We start from the raw sequence: 19,953 nt of genomic DNA on the forward strand, positions 1-19,953 counted from the left end.
CTGACCTACATCGACCGGCTGGACCCGGAGCGCGAGCCGGGCCGGCTGACGTTCATCGTCCGGATGGGCGCCGACAAGGTCCGCGACAAGCTCCCCGAGCTGGTGGAGAAGGTCACGGCCTCGGGTGCGACGGTCGCGTGGGTGACCGATCCGATGCACGGCAACACCTTCGAGGCGGCCTCCGGGCACAAGACCCGCCGGTTCGACGACGTGCTGGACGAGGTCAAGGGCTTCTTCGAGGTCCACAAGGAGCTCGGTACGCACCCGGGCGGCATCCACGTCGAGCTGACCGGTGACGACGTCACCGAGTGCGTGGGCGGCGGCGACGAGATCTTCGTCGACGACCTCCACCAGCGCTACGAGACGGCCTGCGACCCGCGGCTCAACCGCAGCCAGTCCCTCGACCTGGCCTTCCTCGTCGCCGAGATGTACCGGGGACCGGCCGCCCCGGGCGGGTCGCCCGAGCGACGCGGAGGACGCGCATGACGGTCCGGGCCGTCCGCGCGGCCATCGCCGCGGCGGGGAGGGGGAGCCGGTGATCCGCACGATGGCGATCGTGGGGACCGGGCTGATCGGGACGTCCATCGGGCTCGCCATGAGCCGTCACGGCACGACCGTCCACCTGCTGGACCGGGACGCCTCGTCGGCCCGTACCGCGGCGGCGCTCGGGGCCGGGGTCACCGACGCCCCGGCCGGGCCGGTCGACCTGGCGGTGATCGCCGTTCCGCCCGGCGCGGTGGCCGGCGTCCTGGCGCAGCAGTGCGCACGGGGCCTGGCCCGGAGCTACACCGACGTGGCCAGCGTGAAGGCGCTCCCGGCCCGGCAGGTCAGCGGCAGCATCGGTGACCCCTCGCGCTACGTGGGCGGCCACCCCATGGCCGGGCGGGAGCGGTCCGGGCCGCTGGCCGCGCGGGCCGATCTCTTCGAGGGCCGCCCGTGGGTCCTCACGCCGGCGCCGGAGATCGCGCAGTCCACGCTGAACCACGTGCTCGAACTGGTCGCCCAGTGCGGTGCGGTCCCGCTGGTCATGGACGGCGAGGCGCACGACCGGGCCGTCGCGCTGACCTCGCACGCGCCGCACGTGGTGGCGAGTCTGATGGCCGCGCGCTTCGAGTACGCCCCGCAGGACGCGCTCCGGCTCGTCGGCCAGGGGCTGCGCGACGCGACGAGGATCGCCGGGGGAGACGTCCACCTCTGGGCCGACATCCTGCGCGCCAACGCGGAGCCCGTCGCGCGGGTGCTGCGCGAGGTCGAGAAGGACCTGGCGGCGCTGCTGGTCACGCTGGAGGGGCTCGCGGAGGGCGACGGGCCCGCGGACCCGGACGTGCGTCCCGTGGTCGACCTGCTGGAACGCGGGGCCGAGGGCCTGCGCGGCATCCGGCCCGCGCCGTCCCGGCCGGCCGCCGGCCGCCGCCCCTTCAGGGTGCCGATCGACGAGAAGCCCGGGGAGCTGAGCCGGCTCCTGGACACCGTCGCCGAGCACGGCGTCGGCGTCGACGACGTGGTCACCCGCGTCGAGGCGGAGCAGGACCGGCTGACGGTCGAGTTCGCCGTACCGTTCCTCGCCGCCCCGCAGCTGCACCGCCTGCTGGGCGAGCGCGGCTGGCAGGCCGAGGACATGTCGGCTCCGCCGCAGCGGCATCCGCGGCCGCCCGCGGCCGGCCGGCGCCGCGCCGAGGAGCGCAGCGGCGAGCCGGCACGTACGTAACGAAAGCGAAGAGGGACGGGCGAGGGGTCGGGGGCGGTCGAGGACAAGGTGGTGTGAAGGGCGCCGGACGGCGTGCGGCCGGGCGGCGGGCGCGCGCCGGTTCACGCCCCGGTGGCGGGATTCCGCTCAGCGGGCGTTCGCCCGCGCCGAGGCGGCATTCGGGCGGGTTCGGGGCACTCCGCTCCGAACCCGCCCGGCTCGTATTCACGCCAGGGGGAACGAGTTTCGGCCAATCATTCTCGGCCTGCCGCGGGGTGGGTGATACCAGACTCCCGCGCTCTACGGGTAAGTTTGCCAACTGCGCACCGCACCCGAACGGTTGACGACTACAGTGACTGCTCGGTGATCATCGGTAGGCTCATCACACCCACGTAGGACACCTCCCCCGTAGTGCACCCCCGCCAGTACGCCGATCCTGGGCACGTACCAAGGACACTCATGTCTCAACTTCGCGCACCCGCCGCGCGGTCCGACCGCCGCGAGGGCGGGCGGCACGGCCGGTCAGGCGCCCGCGTCGCCGCCGGACCCACCGGCACCGGTCCCGCATCGCAGCCCGCGCCGCTCGCCGCCGAGGCACGCATACGACCCCAACTCCTGCGTACCTCCGTCCTTCCGGCGGTCGCGGTGGCGCTCGGCGGCGCCGCCGCCGTGCTGTTCACGATCCGCTCCACCGGAGCCGACATGACGCCCGGCCTGTGGGCCGCGCTGACCGGTGCCGCCGCGCTCACCGTCGCCTCGGTGACCGCCGCCGCCCTCGGTGCCGACCGGGCCGCCAAGGCGGTGCTCGACCGCGCCAGCACGCTGCGCCGCACCACCGCCCGCGACCAGAGCGAACTGCGCACGATCGTCGAACAGTTGCGCAGGGGTGAGAACCTCGCCCCGCGCCCCGTGCTGCCCTCCGGCGCCGCCGGCGACGAGTTCGACAAGCTGGCACAGGAACTGACGCGCTCTCACGAGGCCGCCGTGGCCTCCGTGGTGCAGGCCTCGCAGCTCTCCAGCAGCGTCGGCAACGAGCAGAAGGTCGAGGTCTTCGTGAACCTCGCCCGCCGCCTCCAGTCCCTCGTCCACCGCGAGATCCAGCTCCTCGACGAACTGGAGAACGAGGTCGAGGACCCCGAGCTGCTCAAGGGCCTCTTCCACGTCGACCACCTCGCCACCCGCATCCGCCGGCACGCGGAGAACCTCGCCGTCCTCGGCGGCGCCATCTCCCGCCGCCAGTGGTCGAACCCGGTCACCATGACCGAGGTGCTGCGCTCCTCCATCGCCGAGGTCGAGCAGTACCCCCGCGTCAAGCTGGTGCCGCCGATCGACGGTACGCTCCGGGGCCATGCCGTGGCCGACGTCATCCACCTCCTCGCCGAACTCGTCGAGAACGCGACGCTGTTCTCCGCGCCGCACACCACGGTGCTGCTGCGCGCCCAGTACGTCACGGCCGGCCTCGCCATCGAGGTCGAGGACCGCGGCCTCGGCATGCCCCTCGACGAGCAGAACAAGATGAACGCGCTGCTCTCCGACCCCGACCAGGTCAACGTGGCGCACCTGCTCCAGGACGGCCGCATCGGACTCTTCGTCGTCTCCGCGCTCGCCCGCCGCCACGGCATCGCCGTCCGTCTCCAGTCGAACATCTACGGCGGCGTGCAGGCCGTGCTCGTGCTGCCGCAGGGCCTGCTCGGCGCCGACCCGGAGGGCCTCGCCCGCCGCGAGGGCCAGGCCCAGGACCAGGCACAGGTGCACGCCCAGATGCAGGGCGTGCAGACCCAGCACCAGGCCGCCGCCCCGCTCGACCCCGCCCCGGCCGCGGCCCCCGCCCCCCAGCAGGCGCCCGCCGCGCCGACGCCCCTGCCCGCGCCCGCCTCCGTACCCGCGCAGGCACCGGGACAGGCGCCGGGACAGGCACCGGCACCGGGACAGGCGCCGGTCCACGCCCACGCGCACACCCCGCACAACCAGCCGCACACCCCGCACCACCAGCCGCACGCCCCCGCGCACCGGCCGGCCCCCCAGCCGGCCGCGGCCCCGCTCACCGCCCCGTTCGCGGCCCACGCCGACTCCACGTACGGCGGCGGCACCCCGGCCGGACCCGGTTTGCCCGGCGTCCCGGCCCAGCCCCTCCCCGCCGAGCCCGTCCGGCCCGGCACCGCTCATTCCGCTCCGGCCCCCGGCGAGGTCCCCCCGGCCCCGCGCTCCGGAGCACCCGGCAGGCCCGACCTCCCCAAGCGACGCGCCCAGGAACACCTCGTCCCGCAGCTGCGCGACGAGCCCGCGGTGCGCAAGCCCGAGGAGCACGCCCTGCACGACCCGGGCCTGATGGCCGCCTTCCAGCGCGGTATCGGCCTCGCAGAATCCCAGCCCCCCGCCCCCCGCGAACCGCTGCGTCCCGGCGACGCGCACAAGGAGTAGATGCACCATGGCGAGCAATGCGCCGAACGGCCATTCCGCGGATCTCGACTGGCTGCTGAGCGGCCTGGTCCAGAGGGTCCCCTACACCCGCAACGCCGTACTGCTCTCCTCCGACGGCCTGGTCAAGTCCGTCCACGGGCTCGACCCCGACGCCGCCGACCACATGGCCGCACTGGCCTCCGGCCTCTACTCGCTCGGCCGCAGCGCCGGCGCGCGCTTCGGCGACGGCGGCGAGGTCCGCCAGGTCGTGGTCGAGCTGGACTCCACGCTGCTGTTCGTCTCCACCGCCGGCTCCGGCACCTGTCTCGCGGTCCTCGCCGGCCGCGAGGCCGACGCCGCCGTCCTCGGCTACGAGATGGCCATGCTCGTCAAGAGCGTGCGACCGTATCTGGTCACCCCGGCCAGGCAGGCCGCCGGCATGGTGGGCGGCACGGGACAGTGACGATCGGGTCCCACCAGGAAGGACCCTGGCTCGACGACGCGGCGGGCCGGCTCATCCGGCCCTACACCGTCAGCGGAGGACGGACCAAGCCCACCGCCGCGCTCGACCTGCTCTCGATGGTGATGGCCACCGGAACGGCACCGCAGCCGCACATGGGTCCCGAGCACAGCCTGGCTCTCGGGCTGTGCGGCGGACCCACCTCGGTGGCGGAGATCGCGGCGCACTTAAGGCTGCCGGCCGTCGTCACCAAGGTCCTGCTCTCCGACCTCGTGGACTGCGGGGCGCTCACCGCCCGAGCACCCCGCTTCCACGCCAACCCAACCGACCGTTCCTTGCTGGAGGCAGTGCTCGATGGCCTACGACAACGGCTCTGAGCGCCACGACCGTGGCCCCGACGGTCACGACGGCTTCGCGACCGACCCCTTCCCCACCGCGCTCAAGATCCTGGTCGCGGGCGGGTTCGGGGTGGGCAAGACCACCTTCGTCGGCGCGGTCAGCGAGATCGAACCGCTGAGCACCGAGGAGCTGCTGACCTCGGTCAGCGCGGCCACCGACAGTCTGGAGGGCGTGGAGTCGAAGACGACGACCACGGTCGCGATGGACTTCGGCCGCATCACCCTCGACGACCGCAACGTGCTGTACCTGTTCGGCACCCCGGGCCAGGAGCGCTTCTGGTTCATGTGGGACGAGCTCTCCGAGGGCGCGCTCGGCGCGGTCGTCCTCGCCGACACCCGCCGCCTGCAGGAGTGCTTCTCCGCCGTCGACTTCTTCGAGCGGCGGGGCATCACCTTCGTGGTGGCGGTCAACGAGTTCGACGGTGCCTTCCGCTACGAACCCGACGAGGTACGGTCGGCCCTCGACCTGAGGCCCGAGGTGCCGGTCGTGCTCTGCGACGCCCGGATCTCCAGCTCCGGCATCCGCACCCTGCTGACCCTCGTCCAGCATCTGCTCACCACCATCCCGGCCGCCGTGCCGAGCTACGGAGCAACGCCATGACCTACGACCCGACCGGTCACATGCTGCTGACCCCGATCGACCGGGACGCGCCCGCCCGGGTGCGCCGGCTGCGCGAACTGGGCCTCGGCGAGCAGCCGGACCCGGCGTTCGACGAGTTCGCCCACCGTCTGGCGGAGGTGACCGGAGCCCCGTTCTCGATGGTCAACTTCATCGACGAGAACCGGCAGTTCTTCGCCGGCCTGCACACCCCCGCCGGTACGCACTCGGGCTCCGACCTCGGCGCCAACGCGGCCGGCGGCGGGGTCGGCCGCTTCATGGCCCGTGACCACGGCTATTGCCCGCACGTGGTGGTGCGCCGCAAGGCCCTCGTCCTGGAGGACGTCTGCGACTACCCGCGTTTCGCGGGCAACCCGGTCGTGGACGAGATCGGCATCCGCTCGTACATGGGCGCTCCACTGATAGACCGCACGGGCGTGGCGCTCGGCACGATCTGTGTCGTCGACACGGACGTGCGGCCGTGGGGCCGGGCGGGCCTGGAGACGATCAAGGCGATGGCCGCGGAGCTGGTGGAGCAGATCAACCGCCGTGAGGACGGCCTGATCTGACGCCCTCACGCGGGTGTCGTACGGGTGCCCCGGTGTTCGGCGTCTTCGCCGGACTCCGGGGCGCGTTGTTTCTGCCGGTGCCTGCCGGTGCCTGCCGGGGCGTCAGGCGTGGACGGGCTCCGGTTCCGGCGTGCGGACCACCTCGGAGAGCCGCTCGGACCAGCTGCCCTTGTCCTGGCCGAGGGCGACCTCGGCGAGGCGCAGGAGCTGGATGTCGGAGGTGCCCGCGGGCGCGAAGATGTGGTGCGCGTCGCGGAGGTAGCGCTCGATGGCCCGGTCGGTGAAGAGGCCGGCGGCGGCGTGGATCTCCATGGCGTTGCGGCCGGAGTCGATCGCGGACTCGACGTTGACCAGCTTGGCGTTCATCAGCTCGGTGTCGCAGGACAGGCCCTGGTCGAGCAGATGCACCGCGTGGTACGCGGCGAGCCGGGCCGTCATCAGCCGCGACTGCATCTGACCGAGCTTCAGCTTGACGGTGGGCAGCGCGGCGAGCGGCTCGCCGTAGCGGATGCGCTCGGTGGCGAAGCGGGTCGTCTCCTCCAGGATGGCCTGGTGGATGCCGAGCGAGACGGCCGTGAGGTTGGCGCGGCCGTAGAGCACGCTGGAGGAGTACGCGACGGCGAGGCCGTCGCCCTCGTCGCCGAGCCGGTTGGCGGCCGGCACCCGGCAGTTCTCGAAGATGAGCTCGCCGAAGCTGAAGCCGTGCAGACCCATCGCCGGCTGCTGCGGACCGGTCCTGAACCCCGGGCGATCGGATTCGACCAGGAAGGCGGTCAGGCCCTTCGAACCGGGGCCGGTCCTGACCACGACGCCGTGCAGATCGCCCACGTGGCTGTTGCCGACGTAGACCTTCTGACCGTTGAGGACGTAGTCGTCGCCGTCGCGGACCGCGCTCGCCTCCATACCGAGGACGTGCCCGCCGGACTCGTACTCGGTGACCGCGATGGTCGGCAGGCACTCGCCGGCGGCGATGGCCGGAAGCCACGTCTTGCGCTGCTCGTCGCTGCCGAAGTGGACGATCTTGGCGGTGCCCAGCTGCGACGCCTGGACCATGGCGCCCATCGCGCCGCTGACCCGGGACAGCTCCTCGATGATGATCGTCTTGGCCAGGTGGCCGGCGCCCATGCCGCCGTACTCGTGGCCGATCGTCGCCCCCAGCCAGCCCTGCTCGGCGATCAGCCGGGACAGCTCGTGGTGCACGGTGCGGGAGGCTTCCATCTCCGGTATCCGTGGCCGGACCTCACGCTCCGCGAAGTCGCGGACCTCCGCGCGGAGCTGATGATGCAGCCGGCTGCTGAAGTAGGCGTCCATTCGAGTACCTCCCCTGCGAAAAGCCTGCTCGTCGTTTGGTCCGAGCAGGTGGTGCATCGGCAGTGGTCCCGTCCCGAACAGGCCGACACTTCATGGTGTTGATCTTTACGAGACGGATCAATATCGCCACCAAGGTTGTCCGAAACAGGCCTGGTTGACGTTTCATTCTGACTGTGTTTCGCGTGGTCTTGGCCTGCTCGGTCCGGCGGGAAGGGCATTCCCCAGGGGCATCTTTCTGCCACATGCCAACGGCAAGAGATTCTCGGGCATATGGATCGCAGAGCTTTCTGGTCATCTCATACGTCACTTCAGCACCCGAATGGGTGACATTCCGGAAGCGTGTCAGACCCCCGGTGCGCTGGAACCGCACGGATTCCCGGCCCGCGCGCACGCCGGGAGAGGGCCTTGTGGGGGCGTGTGGGAGCGCGGCGGTGGCGTGGGGGCGCGTTACGGAGAGTGAGAGCGGGAGGTCACCGAGCGTGTACGCGGGCGTACGCCGCCGTGGCCGGCGGTAAACGGGTTCGTGAGCACCCGTGGAAGTGCGGTATTGTTCTCATGCGCGTCCAGCCGGGGAAACCCCAGGTCAGACGGGCATCGGGACGTGGCGCAGCTTGGTAGCGCACTTGACTGGGGGTCAAGGGGTCGCAGGTTCAAATCCTGTCGTCCCGACTGTGCGGAAACGCAGTCGGAGGCCGCTCTCTCATCCATGGGAGAGCGGCCTTTCGCATGTCCGGCGGCGCCGGCGCCGGTGCGTTACGCCGCGACCGGCTCGGGCAGGGACAGGTGCACGGTCGCCGGGCGCAGGACGCGGAGTTCCTGACGCCAGAGTTCGTGGACGAGGACCGCCCACAGGGCGGCGGCCGTGTCCGGGGCGGGGTGCCGGGACTGGGCGGAGATCAGGTTCGACACGGCCGTGCGGTCCCAGCGCTCGTCGAGATGGGTCTCGCGCAGGATGTCCTGGGCGAGGTCCATCAGCGCGGAGCCGGGGCGCAGCAGTTCGTCGGCGGTGACGTCGGTGCTGCGGGCGCTGCGGCGGAGCGTGCCGGCCGGAAGATAGCGCTGGGCCGTCGTGAACAGGGGAGTGTCACCGGTCGCGGGGCGGGCGCGGAGGCTGCCGGCGAAGGCGGAGACGGCGGGCTGGAGATAGGGGAAGCGGGCCTCGACCGACCACGCGGTGCTGACGTGGTCGATCTGGCGGAGCTGGTGCGCGGGCAGCCGCCAGCCGGTCTCCACGGCGGACAGGGCGGCGGCGCGGTCCGCCCGGCCGGCGTGCAGGGTCTCGGCGAGGCGGTCGGCGGCGGTGCCGCGGAAGCGCAGGTAGTCGCGGTAGTCGGCGCTGTAGAGGGAGGCGCGGACGGTGCGCGGCACGGAGGCCAGGGAGTCCAGGTACGGACCGATCCACGGCAGCTCCGGCGGGGTGGTGAGCGCGCGCTGGACGCGCTCGTGCCCGTCGAACAGCTCGCCGGCCCCGGCGGCCGTCAGCGCGACCGTGTAGCCGGCGCCGCGGATGGCACGGAAGAGGGCGTAGCGGCCCGGCGCGGCGGGATCCGCGTGCGGCTGGCCCAGGTGCCAGACGGTACGGGGCAGGAGTTCCACCAGCTCGTCCGGGTCGAGGAGGACGTCGTGGTGGAGGGTGCCGCTGCGGCGGGCGGCCGCGCAGACCGAGGAGTGCCAGCGGCCGCGGTACACCACGTGGAAGCCGCGCAGCGGACTGTCGTCCAGCTCCCTGAGCTGGCGCGTCGCGATGGCGTTGACGAGATGGGAGTCCGCGCCCTCCGTCACCACGCCGCAGAGCGGCACGTCGGCGCTGGTGAGCCGGGCCATCTCGCCGTACAGCAGATCGCCGAGGTCCGCCGGCCCGTCGGACGCCGGCAGCGGTGCCGTACGGCGCTGGACGCGCAGCCCGTCGCGTCCGGTCGCGAGGGCCGTCGTGCCCGGCGGCAGGGTCCTGATGCCTTCCAGGGCCGTGCGGTCGTCGACGTACGTGCCCACGGACAGGTACTCGTCCAGGGCGGCGGCCCGCTCCGTCGCGGGGACCTGGCCGAAGGCGAGCAGGCCGGGCAGCTCGGAGGCGAAGCGCACCGATCCGTCGGGACCGGTGTGGTAGTACAGCGTCTTCATGCCGTGGTCGTCGGCCGCGAGCACCAGGAGCGGCCGGCGGCGCAGGTCGATCACCGCGATGGTGAACATGCCTTCCAGGTGCTCGGCGAACCGCGTGCCGTACTCGGCGTACAGCGCCGGCAGGACGGAACCGTCGCAGGTGCCGGTGAAGACGTGCCCCCGGGCCCGCAGCCTGCGGCGCAGCTGGTGGTGGTTGTAGATCTCGCCGTCGAAGACCACCGCGATGCCCGGGAGCCTCGGACATCGGTAGGGCTGGGCGCCCCCGCACGGATCGAGGACGGCGAGTCTGTTGCAGCCGAGGGACCACGTGTCGCCGCGCAGCACGCTGGTGCCGTCGCGGCCGCCGTGCAGTTGCCGCCCGGCGACAGCGTTCAGTTCCACCGCGGTGTTCGGCGCGCCGAACGCCCCGAAGATCCTGGACACACACTCTCCTTCGGCTCATTTCCTCGCCGCCCCGTCCGAGGGCGCGCACATCGAGATCCGTGGGACGTCAGGCGCCGGACGCCGGGCGTCAGGCCTTCACGAACGACTCGCCGGCCATGCCGGCGGCGAGTGTGGTGCCGTCGGCGGGGTCGATCAGCAGGAACGAGCCGGTGCGGCGGGAGTCCGCGTACGAGTCCAGCGCGAGCGGTTCGGCGGTGCGTACCTTGACGCGGCCGATGTCGTTGGCGACGAGCCGGCCCGGGTTCGGGTGCTGGGAGAGGTCGTCCAGGGTGAGCCGGGAGGGGATCTCCTTGACGATCGCCTTGACCGTGCGGGTGGTGTGCTTGAGCAGCACCCGCTGGCCGACCGTCAGCGGGGTGTCGGCCACGTGGCAGACCGTCGCCTCCACGTCCTGACTGCTGCCGGGCACGGCGTCGGACGGCACGATCAGCTCTCCGCGCGAGATGTCGATGTCGTCGGCGAGGAGCAGCGTGACCGACTGCGGCGCCCACGCCGTCTCCACCCGCGTGCCGAGCAGGTCGATCCCGGTGATCGTCGACGTCCTGCCGGACGGCAGCACGGTCACCTCCTGGCCGGCGCGCAGGACGCCGGCGGCGATCTGGCCCGCGTAGCCGCGGTAGTCGGGGTGCTCGGACGTCTGTGGCCGGATCACGTACTGCACGGGGAAGCGCGCGTGGTGGCCGGCGACGTCGTGGCTGATCTCGACGGTCTCCAGGTGCTCCAGGACCGTCGGGCCCGCGTACCAGTCCATCGACGTGGACGGGTCGACCACGTTGTCGCCGAGGAGCGCGGAGATCGGGATCGCGGTGATCTCCGGGACGCCGAGCTCGGAGGCGTAGGTGGTGAACTCCTCGGCGATGGCGGCGAAGACGGATTCCTGGTAGTCGACCAGGTCCATCTTGTTGACGGCGAGGACGACGTGCGGGACGCGCAGGAGCGCGGCGACGGCGGCGTGGCGGCGGGTCTGCTCGACGACGCCGTTGCGGGCGTCGACGAGGACGACGGCGAGTTCGGCCGTGGAGGCGCCGGTGACCATGTTGCGCGTGTACTGCACGTGTCCCGGCGTGTCGGCGAGGATGAAGCGGCGGCGCGGGGTGGCGAAGTAGCGGTAGGCCACGTCGATGGTGATGCCCTGCTCGCGCTCGGCGCGCAGGCCGTCGGTGAGCAGCGCGAGGTCGGGCGCGTCCTGGCCGCGCGAGCGGGAGGCGTGCTCGACGGCTTCGAGCTGGTCGGCGAGGACCGACTTGGAGTCGTGCAGGAGACGGCCCACGAGGGTGGACTTGCCGTCGTCGACGGAACCGGCGGTCGCGAAACGCAGCAGCGTCGTGGTCCTCGGGCCGAGGCCGGAGTCGGAGGAGTGCTCCATCTGGTCGGTGGACGTGGTCATTTAGAAATACCCCTCACGCTTGCGGTCTTCCATGGCGGCCTCGGACAGCTTGTCGTCGGCGCGGCTCGCACCGCGCTCGGTCACGCGGGAGGCGGCGATCTCGGTGATGACCTGCTCGACGGTCGACGCGTCGGACTCGACGGCGCCGGTGCAGGACATGTCGCCCACGGTCCGGTAGCGGACCTGGCGGGTGACGACCGGCTCGTCCTCGCGCGGGCCGCCCCAGTCGCCCGCGGTGAGCCACATGCCGGAGCGCCGGAACACGTCGCGCTTGTGGGCGAAGTAGATCTCCGGCAGCTCGATGCCCTCACGGGCGATGTACTGCCACACGTCCAGCTCGGTCCAGTTGGACAGCGGGAACACCCGGACGTGCTCACCGGGAGCGTGCCGGCCGTTGTACAGCTGCCACAGCTCGGGCCGCTGGCGGCGCGGGTCCCACTGGGAGAACTCGTCGCGGAGGCTGAACACCCGCTCCTTGGCGCGGGCCTTCTCCTCGTCGCGCCGGCCGCCGCCGAGGACCGCGTCGAAGCCGTGCTCGCGGATGGCCTCGGTCAGCGGGACGGTCTGCAGCGGGTTGCGGGTGCCGTCGGGGCGCTCCTTGAGGACACCGCGGTCGATGTACTCCTGCACCGATGCCACGTACAGCCGCAGTTTGTGCTCGGCCACGACCCGGTCGCGGTACTCGATGACCTCGGGGAAGTTGTGCCCGGTGTCGACGTGCATCAGGGCGAAGGGCGGCGGCGCCGGCGCGAAGGCCTTCAGCGCCAGGTGCAGCATGGTGATGGAGTCCTTGCCGCCGGAGAACAGGATCACCGGCTTCTCGAACTCGCCCGCCACCTCGCGGATGATGTGCACGCCCTCGGACTCGAGGGCGTCCAGGTGGCCGAGCGTGGCGGGGCGGTCGGCCTCCCGCGCCGGGGCGGACGTGGTCGTGGTCATGCGAGCTCCCTCTCGGTGAGCAGCGCGTGCAGCGCGGTCAGCGACTCCTGCACGGTCTGCTGGTGCGACGCGATGCGCAGGTCGGGTGAACTGGGCTCCTCGTACGGGTCGTCGACGCCGGTGAGGCCGGACAGCTCGCCGGCCGCGCGCTTGGCGTACAGACCCTTCACGTCTCGTTCGGCGCACACCTCGACGGGTGCGGACACATGGACCTCCAGATACGGCGTGTCCGACGCCTCGTGGCGCTTGCGGACGGCCTCGCGCTGGTCGGCGTACGGGGCGATCACCGGCACGAGGACCAACACCCCGTTGCGGGCCAGGACTTCGGCGACCAGGCCGATGCGCTGCACATGCGTGTTGCGGTCCTCGCGGCTGAAGCCGAGACCCGCGGACAGGGTGGTGCGGATCTCGTCGCCGTCGAGCACCTCCACCCGGCGGCCCCCGGTGCGCATGCGCTCGGCCATGGCGTGGGCGATCGTGGTCTTTCCCGAGCTGGGCAGGCCCGTCAGCCATACGGTCGCGCCGGGCCAGCAGGTGCAGATGCCGTTCTTATCCATCGGATCTCTCTTCGGTCGGTGGTTCTCCGAGCACGCGCAGCACGAACCCGCTCCGGGGCTTGGGATCGAATGACGTCGACTTGTAGGGAACGCGCCCGCCGGCCATCGCGATGGCCCGCACGTCGGAGAAGTCCGGGGGCCTCAGGACGACCGCGGTGCCGTTGTTCCGGCGGGCCTGGTCGACGGCCTCGCGGGCGCCGTGGACATACGCTATATCGGATTCACCGGAATGGTCCCAGACCAGCTCGATGAAGACGTGGTGCAGAATCGCGGAATCAAGGTTTCGCCATTCGGGCGGCGTCGCCCCGGACATCGCCCGTTCAATGGCGAGCCGGTCGACATCCTGCATCAGGAAATGGCGATCACCGTCACTGATCAGAAAAGATATGCCGTCGCCCGTGGTGCTTTCAAGGACGCGAAGCGCGGACTCGAATTCGCGGGGCGTCTCCTGCACCCGGCACACGCTCTTGGCCCGCTCGACGGCTTCCGGGAAGGGCAGGCCGGGCAGGACGCGGTGAATGGCCCGCAGGCGCGGCGGATAGACGGCCGAGTCCACCAGGAGGGCGAGTCCGTAATGCCAGGCCTCGTCCTCGGCGTGCTCGGCCCGCAGCCGCTGGTACGCCGCGTAGCGGTGGTGGCCGTCCGCGATCAGCGCCGCCCGGTCGCGCAGGTCCGCCGCGATGGCCGCGTGCGCGGACTCCTCGGTGATGCGCCAGAGGCGGTGCGTCCGGCCGTCCTCGGTGGTCACCCGCACCATCGGCCGGCGACCGTCCGCCACCTCGTCGACGAGCTCGCTCGCCGCGCCGCCGCCCTGGTAGACGCAGAAGATCGGCTCCATGTTGGCGGACGCGGTGCGCATGGAATCGGCGCGGTCCGGAATGGACGCGGCGAAATGCTCCTCGTGCGGCAGGACGCCCGAGGAGGGATCGTCGCTCACCTTGAGCGCGCCGATCAGCCCGCGCTGGATCACCGTGCCGGCCTCGGTCTGGTCGTACACGTACAGCGCGGGCTCCGCGTCGGTGGCCAGCACGCCCTCGGAGAGCCAGCGGCGCAGCGTCACCCGCGCACCGGCATTCCGCGCCGCTTCCGCGGATGTGTCCGCGTCGGGCTGGATGATCTGTCTGACGTTGTACGGGCTGACCGGTCCGGCCGGCCGGCCCCCGTCTTTCGGGTGCTCCTCGGGAAGTGCCGTGACACTCGCCAGATCGCCGACCACGTCCTGTACAAATCGTGTGGCTCGAAAAGGTATCAGATCCATTCGCACCTCCTCGCTGGAAATGGACATTCTTCGTCCGGATTTCGCCCCATTGAGCAAACAGGGGCATCGGGCCTTGACATGTCAAGTAGGGGTCATGGACGATTGGCCGTCGTTCCGGCGTTCATCGAAAAGCGAAAGTAGGGAACGGCAGTGCCCCAGGCGCACTCGACATCGAGCTCCTCGACGAGCGAATCAGATTCCGGCGGATCAATTCCCCGGGCCGGCCGCAACGAATGGCTGCTGGTCTTCTTCACGGCCATGACGAACATGGCGGACGCCATCGCCCGGGTGGCGCTGCCGCTGCTGGCCGCGAAGATGACGCAGTCGCCCAGCCTGATCTCGTTCGTCGGTGTACTCATCACGCTCCCCTGGTTGTTGGCCGCGCTGCCCGTGGGTGTGCTCGTCGACCGGGTCAGCCGGCGCACCCTGATGGTCGTCGCGGAAGCGATCCGGCTCTGCGCCATCGCCTCGCTCTTCGCCGCCGTCCTGCTCGATGCCAAGTCGCTGCCGATCGTCTACGTCGTCGCGCTCGCCATGGGTCTGGCCGAGGTGCTGGCCCTCACCTCCGGCGCGTCCATCGTTCCCTCGGCCGTGCCCAAGGCCCGCTGGGAGCCGGCCACCGCGCGCATCACCGCCATGGAGTACCTCTGGAAGCAGTTCCTCGGCGCACCCGTCGGCGGCTTCCTGGTGGCCACGGGCTTCGTCTTCGCCTTCGGCGTCAGCGGCATCGTGTACGCGATCGGCATGGTGCTGCTGACCCTGCTCGTCGGCAACTTCTCCCCGAAGCCGGCCGGCGGTGCCGAGACCCGGCCCCGCCAGCCCATCCGGGTCGAGATCCGCGAGGGCCTCGACTTCCTCTGGAAGAACCGGCTGCTGCGCACCATGGCCCTGCTCATCGCGGTCATGGCCGGCTGCTGGAGCGTCTGGCTCGCGCTCATCCCCGCGTACGCCGCCGCTCCGGGACCGCTCGGGCTCAGCCCCCGGCAGTACGGCCTGCTGCTGACCTGCCTCGGCGTCGGCGGAATCGTCGGCACGCTGCTGGTCGGACGAGTCAACCGGCTGCTCGGCCGGCGCTGGTCGATGTTCGTCGACATCATCGGTTCCTTCTTCCTCGTCGCCGCTCCGGCCGTGCTTCCCTCGGTCAAGGGGAGCGCGATCCCCATCGCCTGCGCCGCGTTCGTCGCCGGCGTCGGCGGCACCATGTGGACCGTCAACGCCCGTGTGATCATGCAGACGTTCGTGCCGGACCATCTGCTCGGCCGGTTCAATGCCGCGTACCGCCTCATCAGTTGGGGCACGGCCCCGATCGCCGCCGCGGTCGGCGGCCTGGTGGCCCAGTTCGTCAGCTACCAGGTGGCGTTCGGTCTGTTCGCCGTGCTGTGCGCCCTGCTGGTCATCCCCTACCTGCGCGTGGTGACCGACAAGGCCCTGGCCGCCGTCGACACCCCGCGGTCGAAGACCGCGTCGGCCGAGGGCTGATCCCCGACGCCGAACTCGCCGTTGGCGAACAGCAGCGGCGCGGCCCGGCGCATCTGGTCGAACGCGAGCACCTCGCCCACGAGGATCACGTGGTCGCCACTGGGATGCGCCGCGTGCAGCCGGCAGTCGAAGAACGCCAGGCCCTCGGCCAGGACCGGACAGCCGGTGGCCGGCCCCGCGAACATGGTCTCGCCGCCGAACGAGGCCAGTCCGGTCGGCCGCCGCGGGTTGGCGAACCAGCCCGCCTGGTCCTTCTGGTCGCCGGCGAGCACGGTGACGGCGAAGATCTCCGACTGCTCGATCGCGCTCAGCATCCGCGAGGTGTTCTGCAGGCTCACCAGGACGAGCAGCGGGTCGAGCGAGACCGTCGAGAACGCGTTCACCGTCACGCCCAGGGGCACGTCGTCCGTCAGGCTGGTGACGACGACGACTCCCGTCGCGAAACGGCCCGCGGCGCTCCGGAAGGCCGACCGCTCGGCTGCGCTCAGACCTGAGGCCGCCTGATTACCATGGGTCATCCCCGATTCCTTCCACAGGAGGAGTGCAGCCGGACATGCTCATCACGCGGACGAGTCCACTCACCGTCGAGAACTGGCCGGACCTGGAGGATCTCTTCGGTGAACGCGGGGCATGCGGCGGCTGCTGGTGTATGTACTGGCGTCTCACCCGTGCCGACTACGCGTCCGGTGACGCCAACCGGCAGGCGTTCCACGCCTTGGTGAAGGACGGCGAGCCGACCGGCCTGCTCGCCTACGCCGAGGACGGGGAGAACGGCGGCGAACACGCGATCGGCTGGTGTGCCGTCTCGCCCCGCTCGGCGTTCGCCCGGCTGAAGACCGCGCGGGTGGGCCGCGGCGGCACCGACGAGCCGGGACGCTGGTCGGTGCCCTGCTTCTACGTTCGTGCCGGACACCGCCGCCGGGGCGGCGCGGACACCCTCCTCGCCGCGGCCTGCGACTACGCGCGCGACCACGGCGCCGAGGTGATCGAGGGATACCCGACGACCAGCCCGAAGGCGGCCGCCTCGGACCTGTACGTCGGCACCCGGGGCCTGTTCGAGCGGAACGGCTTCACCGTGGCGAGCCGGCCCACCGCCAGCCGGCTGGTGATGGAGCGCCGTTGCGGCTGACCTCACGGGTCGGCCCTCTGCAGCTCGGCGGCCAACTGCCGGCGATCCGTCTTGCCGTTGGCGTTCACCGGCAGCATCGCGCGCCGGTGGTAGCGCTCCGGAACCATGTACGGCGGGAGCTTGGCGGTCACCAGTTCGGTGAACTCCTCGTCCGGGACCTCCGGGCCCGTGTACACGGCGTGCAGCGCGGGCCCGCCCGGGCCCTGCACGGCGAGCACCACCACCTCCCGCGCCCCGGGGTGGGCGCGCAGCACGTGCTCGATCTCGCCGGTCTCGATCCGGTAGCCGCGGATCTTCACCTGGTCGTCGAGACGGCCGAGGTAGACGATCTGCCCGTCCTCCACCCGCACCCGGTCGCCCGTGCGGTACCAGCTGTCCGGCGTGACCGCGTCGGCGTCCAGGACGCTCGACCGGTCACCGTCGTAGTGCACGAAGCGGCCCACGTTCTGCCGCGGATCGAGATACCCGTCGAAGCGCTGGTGCCCGCGCAGGCACAGCTCGCCCTCCTCGGCGGCGCGGCCCGAGTCGTCGAGGACGACGCCGTCCAGCAGGTCGTGCGGAGTGCCGATCGGCACGGTGCCGTTGGGCGTGCGCGGCCAGCGCGCCGGATCGGCCGGCAGCCGGTACGCGGTGCAGGAGATCGTCACCTCCGTCGGCCCGTACAGGTTCTCGATGACGCTGCCCGGCGCCGCCGCCGCCCAGGCCTCGGCCTGGTCGAGCGTCAGCGGCTCGCCGCCGAAGAGCGTGTGCCGCAGCGTCGGCAGGCTGCCGGGCGCGAGCCCGCGCAGCCGCCGGGCGATCGAGATCACCGACGGCACCGAGAACCAGTGCGTGATGCCCTTGGCCGCGATGAACCGCGTCGGCATCATCAGCTCGCGCGACTGCGGGACGACCAGCGTGGCACCGGAGCACCAGGCGACGAACATGTCGAACACCGACGGGTCGAAGGTCAGGTCGAAGGACTGCGAGAGCCGGCTGCCCGGCCCCGCCCCGTACCGCTCGATCCACCAGGGGACGTACCGGGCCAGCTGACGGTGCCGGATCGGCACGCCCTTGGGCCGGCCGGTGGATCCCGAGGTGAACAGGACGTACGCGACGTCGTCCGCCGAGCCCTCCGCCGGCTCCGACCAGCGCGGCCCGGCGGCCAGTTCCTCCCGCGTGCCCGCGTCGAGCAGGACCGTGGCGGGACCGCCGGTCCGCTCCGGGCCCGGCTGGTCGGTCACCACCACGTCCACGCCCGCCGCCTCGCAGACGTACGCGTTCCGCTCGGCGGGGAAGGCCGGGTTCAGCGGCACCACCGTGGCCGCCAGCCGCAGCGCGGCCAGATAGCCGGCGTACGCGGCGGGCGTGCGGGCCGCGAGGATGCCGACGGCCCCGGGCGGGCGGCCGGTCACCGACACGAGCCGGTGCGCGAGCCGCTCGGCGAGGTCGAGCAGCTCGCCGTAGGAGAGGGACTCGCCGCCGACCTCGAGGGCGGTCAGCCGCGCGTGACGCAGGGCGCTGTCCCGGAACCACGTGAACAGCGTTCCGTCCGGATCTGTGTGCTGGTCCACACCGGGCCTTTCGTGGGCGGGGAGGCGGATCTGCGGAGGGCCGGCCCGGAGGGAGAACGGTCTCTCCGGACCGGCTGCGGGGGAGTGCGTCAGCCGGTCAGTTCGGCGGCGAGCAGCTTGCGGTCGACCTTGCCCACCATGGACAGCGGGATCGACTGCCGGTGGTGGTAGGAGCGCGGCCGCATGTACACCGGCAGCTCCTCGGCGAGGCGCGCGAAGTCCTTCGCCGACACCTCGTCGCCCGTGTAGAAGGCGTGCAGGTCGATCTGCTCGTCCGCCGCCGTCACGGCCACCACGACGATCTCCGCGATGTCCGGGTGCTTGCGCAGCACGGACTCGATCTCGCCGAGCTCCGTGCGGTACCCGTGGATCTTGACCTGGTCGTCGATCCGGCCGAGGTGCACGAGCTCGCCGTGCTCGATGCGGACCCGGTCGCCCGTGCAGTACCAGTGCTTGTCGTGCAGCGGCTCGCTGCCGTCGTACGACCGGCCCTGCACGCCGTCGAAGTCCACGAACCGGCCCACGTTGTGAGCGGGGTCGAGATAGCCGGGGCAGCGCTGCGGGCCGCGCACGCACAGCTCGCCGTCGTCGGTGCTCCGCAGCTCGTCGTCGAGCAGCACCCACTCCATGTGCGGGTAGATGTCGCCGATCGGGATGGTGCGGTTGGACGTCGGCGTGCGCGCGTCCTTGTCCCGGAGCACCGGGTTGCCGGTGATGATGACGGTCAGCTCGGTGGGGCCGTAGCAGTTGTGGATCGTGGCGTTGGGGGCGGCCGTCAGCCAGGCGTCGGCCTGCTCGGCGGTCAGCGGCTCGCCACCGAAGTTGCAGTACTGGAGCGTCGGCATGCTGTTCGGGGCGAGCGCGCGCAGCCGCTTGGCGAAGGAGATGATCGACGGCACCGAGAGCCAGTGCGTCAGCCGCTTCTCGTTGACGAACCGCACCGGCGCGAACACGTCGCTGTGCTGCGGGATGCAGAGCGTGGCACCGGAGCCCCAGGCGCCGAAGATCTCGATGATCGAGCCGTCGAAGGAGACCTCGAAGGTCTGCGAGACCCGGCAGCCGTGCGCGAAGTGGAAGCGCGGGATGGCGTCCTCCAGGAAGGACGAGATGTTGCGGTGGGTCGTCGGCACGCCCTTCGGGCGGCCGGTCGAGCCCGAGGTGAAGACGATGTACGCGTAGTCGCTGCTCGGCCGGGAGACGGCGGCGACCAGCTCCTCGTCGCCGCCGTGGACGACGAGGTCCTTGCGGTCGTCGCCGGACATGTCGACCACGTCGACGCCGGCCTTGCCCGCGTACTCCTCCAGCTGCTCGCTCGCGGTCTCGTCGGCGACCGTGATCTCCAGGCCGGAGTCCTTGGTGATGGTCAGGTTGCGGGCCGCGGGGGAGCGCGGGTTCAGCGGCACCACGGCGGCGCCGAGGCGCTGGATCGCGAGGTAGCCGACGTAGGTGGTCAGACTGCGGCTGGCCAGCAGGCCCACGCGCTCGGGGCGCCGGCCGAGCTGCCGCTCGATCAGCGCGGCCATGCGCTCGGACGCCTTCAGGAGCTGGTCGTAGGTCAGCGCGTGGCTGCCGACCTCCAGCGCCATGGAGTCTCCGTAGCGCTCGGCCGAGGCGAGGAACCAGTCGTAGAGGGACCGATTGATCACGGGATTTCCTTTCCTTG

Annotated in this window: 19 protein-coding genes and 1 tRNA gene; 10 read left to right on the forward strand and 10 right to left on the reverse strand. The window is 71.6% G+C overall.

Annotated features, from left to right (window positions below):
* From ACFYU9_RS00005 to ACFYU9_RS00035, 7 genes are all read left to right on the forward strand, one after another.
* The coding region (locus ACFYU9_RS00005; RefSeq protein ID WP_389340778.1) for a 3-deoxy-7-phosphoheptulonate synthase at positions 1–486 on the forward strand (486 nt) is incomplete at its 5' end.
* A gap of 49 nt (positions 487–535) precedes the next feature.
* On the forward strand, positions 536–1,708 hold the full coding sequence (locus tag ACFYU9_RS00010; RefSeq protein ID WP_389340781.1) for a prephenate dehydrogenase: 1,173 nt from the start codon (positions 536–538) through the stop codon (positions 1,706–1,708).
* Between the two features lie 438 nt (positions 1,709–2,146).
* Positions 2,147–4,108: an ATP-binding protein gene (locus tag ACFYU9_RS00015; RefSeq protein WP_389340784.1), complete on the forward strand. Its 1,962-nt coding sequence runs from the start codon at positions 2,147–2,149 to the stop codon at positions 4,106–4,108.
* Between the two features lie 7 nt (positions 4,109–4,115).
* Complete coding sequence (locus tag ACFYU9_RS00020; RefSeq protein WP_389209260.1) at positions 4,116–4,550, forward strand: roadblock/LC7 domain-containing protein; 435 nt, start codon at positions 4,116–4,118, stop codon at positions 4,548–4,550.
* A 2-nt stretch (positions 4,551–4,552) separates the two neighbouring features.
* On the forward strand, positions 4,553–4,924 hold the full coding sequence (locus tag ACFYU9_RS00025; RefSeq protein WP_389210360.1) for a DUF742 domain-containing protein: 372 nt from the start codon (positions 4,553–4,555) through the stop codon (positions 4,922–4,924).
* Complete coding sequence (locus ACFYU9_RS00030) at positions 4,902–5,546, forward strand: ATP/GTP-binding protein (protein WP_389209262.1); 645 nt, start codon at positions 4,902–4,904, stop codon at positions 5,544–5,546. Before ACFYU9_RS00025 ends, ACFYU9_RS00030 begins: the two co-directional genes overlap by 23 nt.
* A complete protein-coding gene (locus tag ACFYU9_RS00035) occupies positions 5,543–6,112 on the forward strand; it encodes a GAF domain-containing protein (protein ID WP_389209264.1) in 570 nt (189 codons plus the stop codon). The genes ACFYU9_RS00030 and ACFYU9_RS00035 overlap by 4 nt, the downstream gene beginning before the upstream one ends.
* Before the next feature lie 102 nt (positions 6,113–6,214).
* Here ACFYU9_RS00035 and ACFYU9_RS00040 read toward each other — a convergent pair whose 3' ends face one another.
* Positions 6,215–7,423, reverse strand: a complete 1,209-nt coding sequence (locus ACFYU9_RS00040; protein ID WP_389209266.1) for an acyl-CoA dehydrogenase family protein — start codon at positions 7,421–7,423, stop codon at positions 6,215–6,217.
* Positions 7,424–8,018: 595 nt separating this feature from the next.
* On the opposite strand from ACFYU9_RS00040, the gene ACFYU9_RS00045 reads away from it, so the two are divergent.
* Positions 8,019–8,092, forward strand: a tRNA-Pro gene (locus tag ACFYU9_RS00045).
* A gap of 84 nt (positions 8,093–8,176) precedes the next feature.
* Here the strand turns inward: ACFYU9_RS00045 and ACFYU9_RS00050 are convergent.
* The 6 genes from ACFYU9_RS00050 to ACFYU9_RS00075 form a co-directional block, all read right to left on the reverse strand.
* Positions 8,177–9,967: an asparagine synthetase B family protein gene (locus ACFYU9_RS00050; protein ID WP_389340787.1), complete on the reverse strand. Its 1,791-nt coding sequence runs from the start codon at positions 9,965–9,967 to the stop codon at positions 8,177–8,179.
* 88 nt (positions 9,968–10,055) lie between these two features.
* Complete coding sequence (locus ACFYU9_RS00055) at positions 10,056–11,375, reverse strand: sulfate adenylyltransferase subunit 1 (RefSeq protein ID WP_389340790.1); 1,320 nt, start codon at positions 11,373–11,375, stop codon at positions 10,056–10,058.
* Positions 11,376–12,314, reverse strand: coding sequence for a sulfate adenylyltransferase subunit CysD (cysD, locus tag ACFYU9_RS00060; RefSeq protein ID WP_389209272.1), 939 nt, complete (start codon positions 12,312–12,314; stop codon positions 11,376–11,378).
* Positions 12,311–12,871: an adenylyl-sulfate kinase gene (gene cysC, locus ACFYU9_RS00065; protein WP_389209274.1), complete on the reverse strand. Its 561-nt coding sequence runs from the start codon at positions 12,869–12,871 to the stop codon at positions 12,311–12,313. The genes cysD and cysC overlap by 4 nt, the downstream gene beginning before the upstream one ends.
* A complete protein-coding gene (locus ACFYU9_RS00070) occupies positions 12,864–14,129 on the reverse strand; it encodes a DUF1015 family protein (protein ID WP_389340793.1) in 1,266 nt (421 codons plus the stop codon). Before ACFYU9_RS00070 ends, cysC begins: the two co-directional genes overlap by 8 nt.
* Positions 14,130–14,221: 92 nt before the next feature.
* Entirely contained in the window at positions 14,222–14,389 is a 168-nt protein-coding gene (locus ACFYU9_RS00075) for a hypothetical protein (RefSeq protein WP_389209277.1), read from the reverse strand.
* Here ACFYU9_RS00075 and ACFYU9_RS00080 point away from each other — a divergent pair.
* Positions 14,388–15,608 carry an MFS transporter gene (locus ACFYU9_RS00080; protein ID WP_389340796.1) on the forward strand — a complete coding sequence of 407 codons (1,221 nt, stop codon included), beginning with the start codon at positions 14,388–14,390 and terminating at the stop codon, positions 15,606–15,608. The two genes, ACFYU9_RS00075 and ACFYU9_RS00080, sit on opposite strands and share 2 nt — an antisense overlap.
* Here ACFYU9_RS00080 and ACFYU9_RS00085 read toward each other — a convergent pair.
* Positions 15,530–16,126, reverse strand: coding sequence for a flavin reductase family protein (locus tag ACFYU9_RS00085; protein WP_389209281.1), 597 nt, complete (start codon positions 16,124–16,126; stop codon positions 15,530–15,532). The genes ACFYU9_RS00080 and ACFYU9_RS00085 overlap by 79 nt on opposite strands.
* Positions 16,127–16,161: 35 nt before the next feature.
* Between ACFYU9_RS00085 and ACFYU9_RS00090 the strand changes: the two genes are divergently transcribed.
* Positions 16,162–16,737 carry a GNAT family N-acetyltransferase gene (locus ACFYU9_RS00090; RefSeq protein WP_389340799.1) on the forward strand — a complete coding sequence of 192 codons (576 nt, stop codon included), beginning with the start codon at positions 16,162–16,164 and terminating at the stop codon, positions 16,735–16,737.
* A 2-nt stretch (positions 16,738–16,739) separates the two neighbouring features.
* Here ACFYU9_RS00090 and ACFYU9_RS00095 read toward each other — a convergent pair whose 3' ends face one another.
* Both ACFYU9_RS00095 and ACFYU9_RS00100 read right to left on the reverse strand, forming a co-directional pair.
* Positions 16,740–18,290 carry an amino acid adenylation domain-containing protein gene (locus tag ACFYU9_RS00095; RefSeq protein ID WP_389340802.1) on the reverse strand — a complete coding sequence of 517 codons (1,551 nt, stop codon included), beginning with the start codon at positions 18,288–18,290 and terminating at the stop codon, positions 16,740–16,742.
* 89 nt (positions 18,291–18,379) lie between these two features.
* Entirely contained in the window at positions 18,380–19,936 is a 1,557-nt protein-coding gene (locus ACFYU9_RS00100) for an AMP-binding protein (protein ID WP_389209287.1), read from the reverse strand.
* Positions 19,937–19,953: the final 17 nt, after the last annotated feature.

Origin of the sequence: Streptomyces sp. NPDC004327, assembly GCF_042873935.1 — a bacterium.
Classification (GTDB): domain Bacteria; phylum Actinomycetota; class Actinomycetes; order Streptomycetales; family Streptomycetaceae; genus Streptomyces.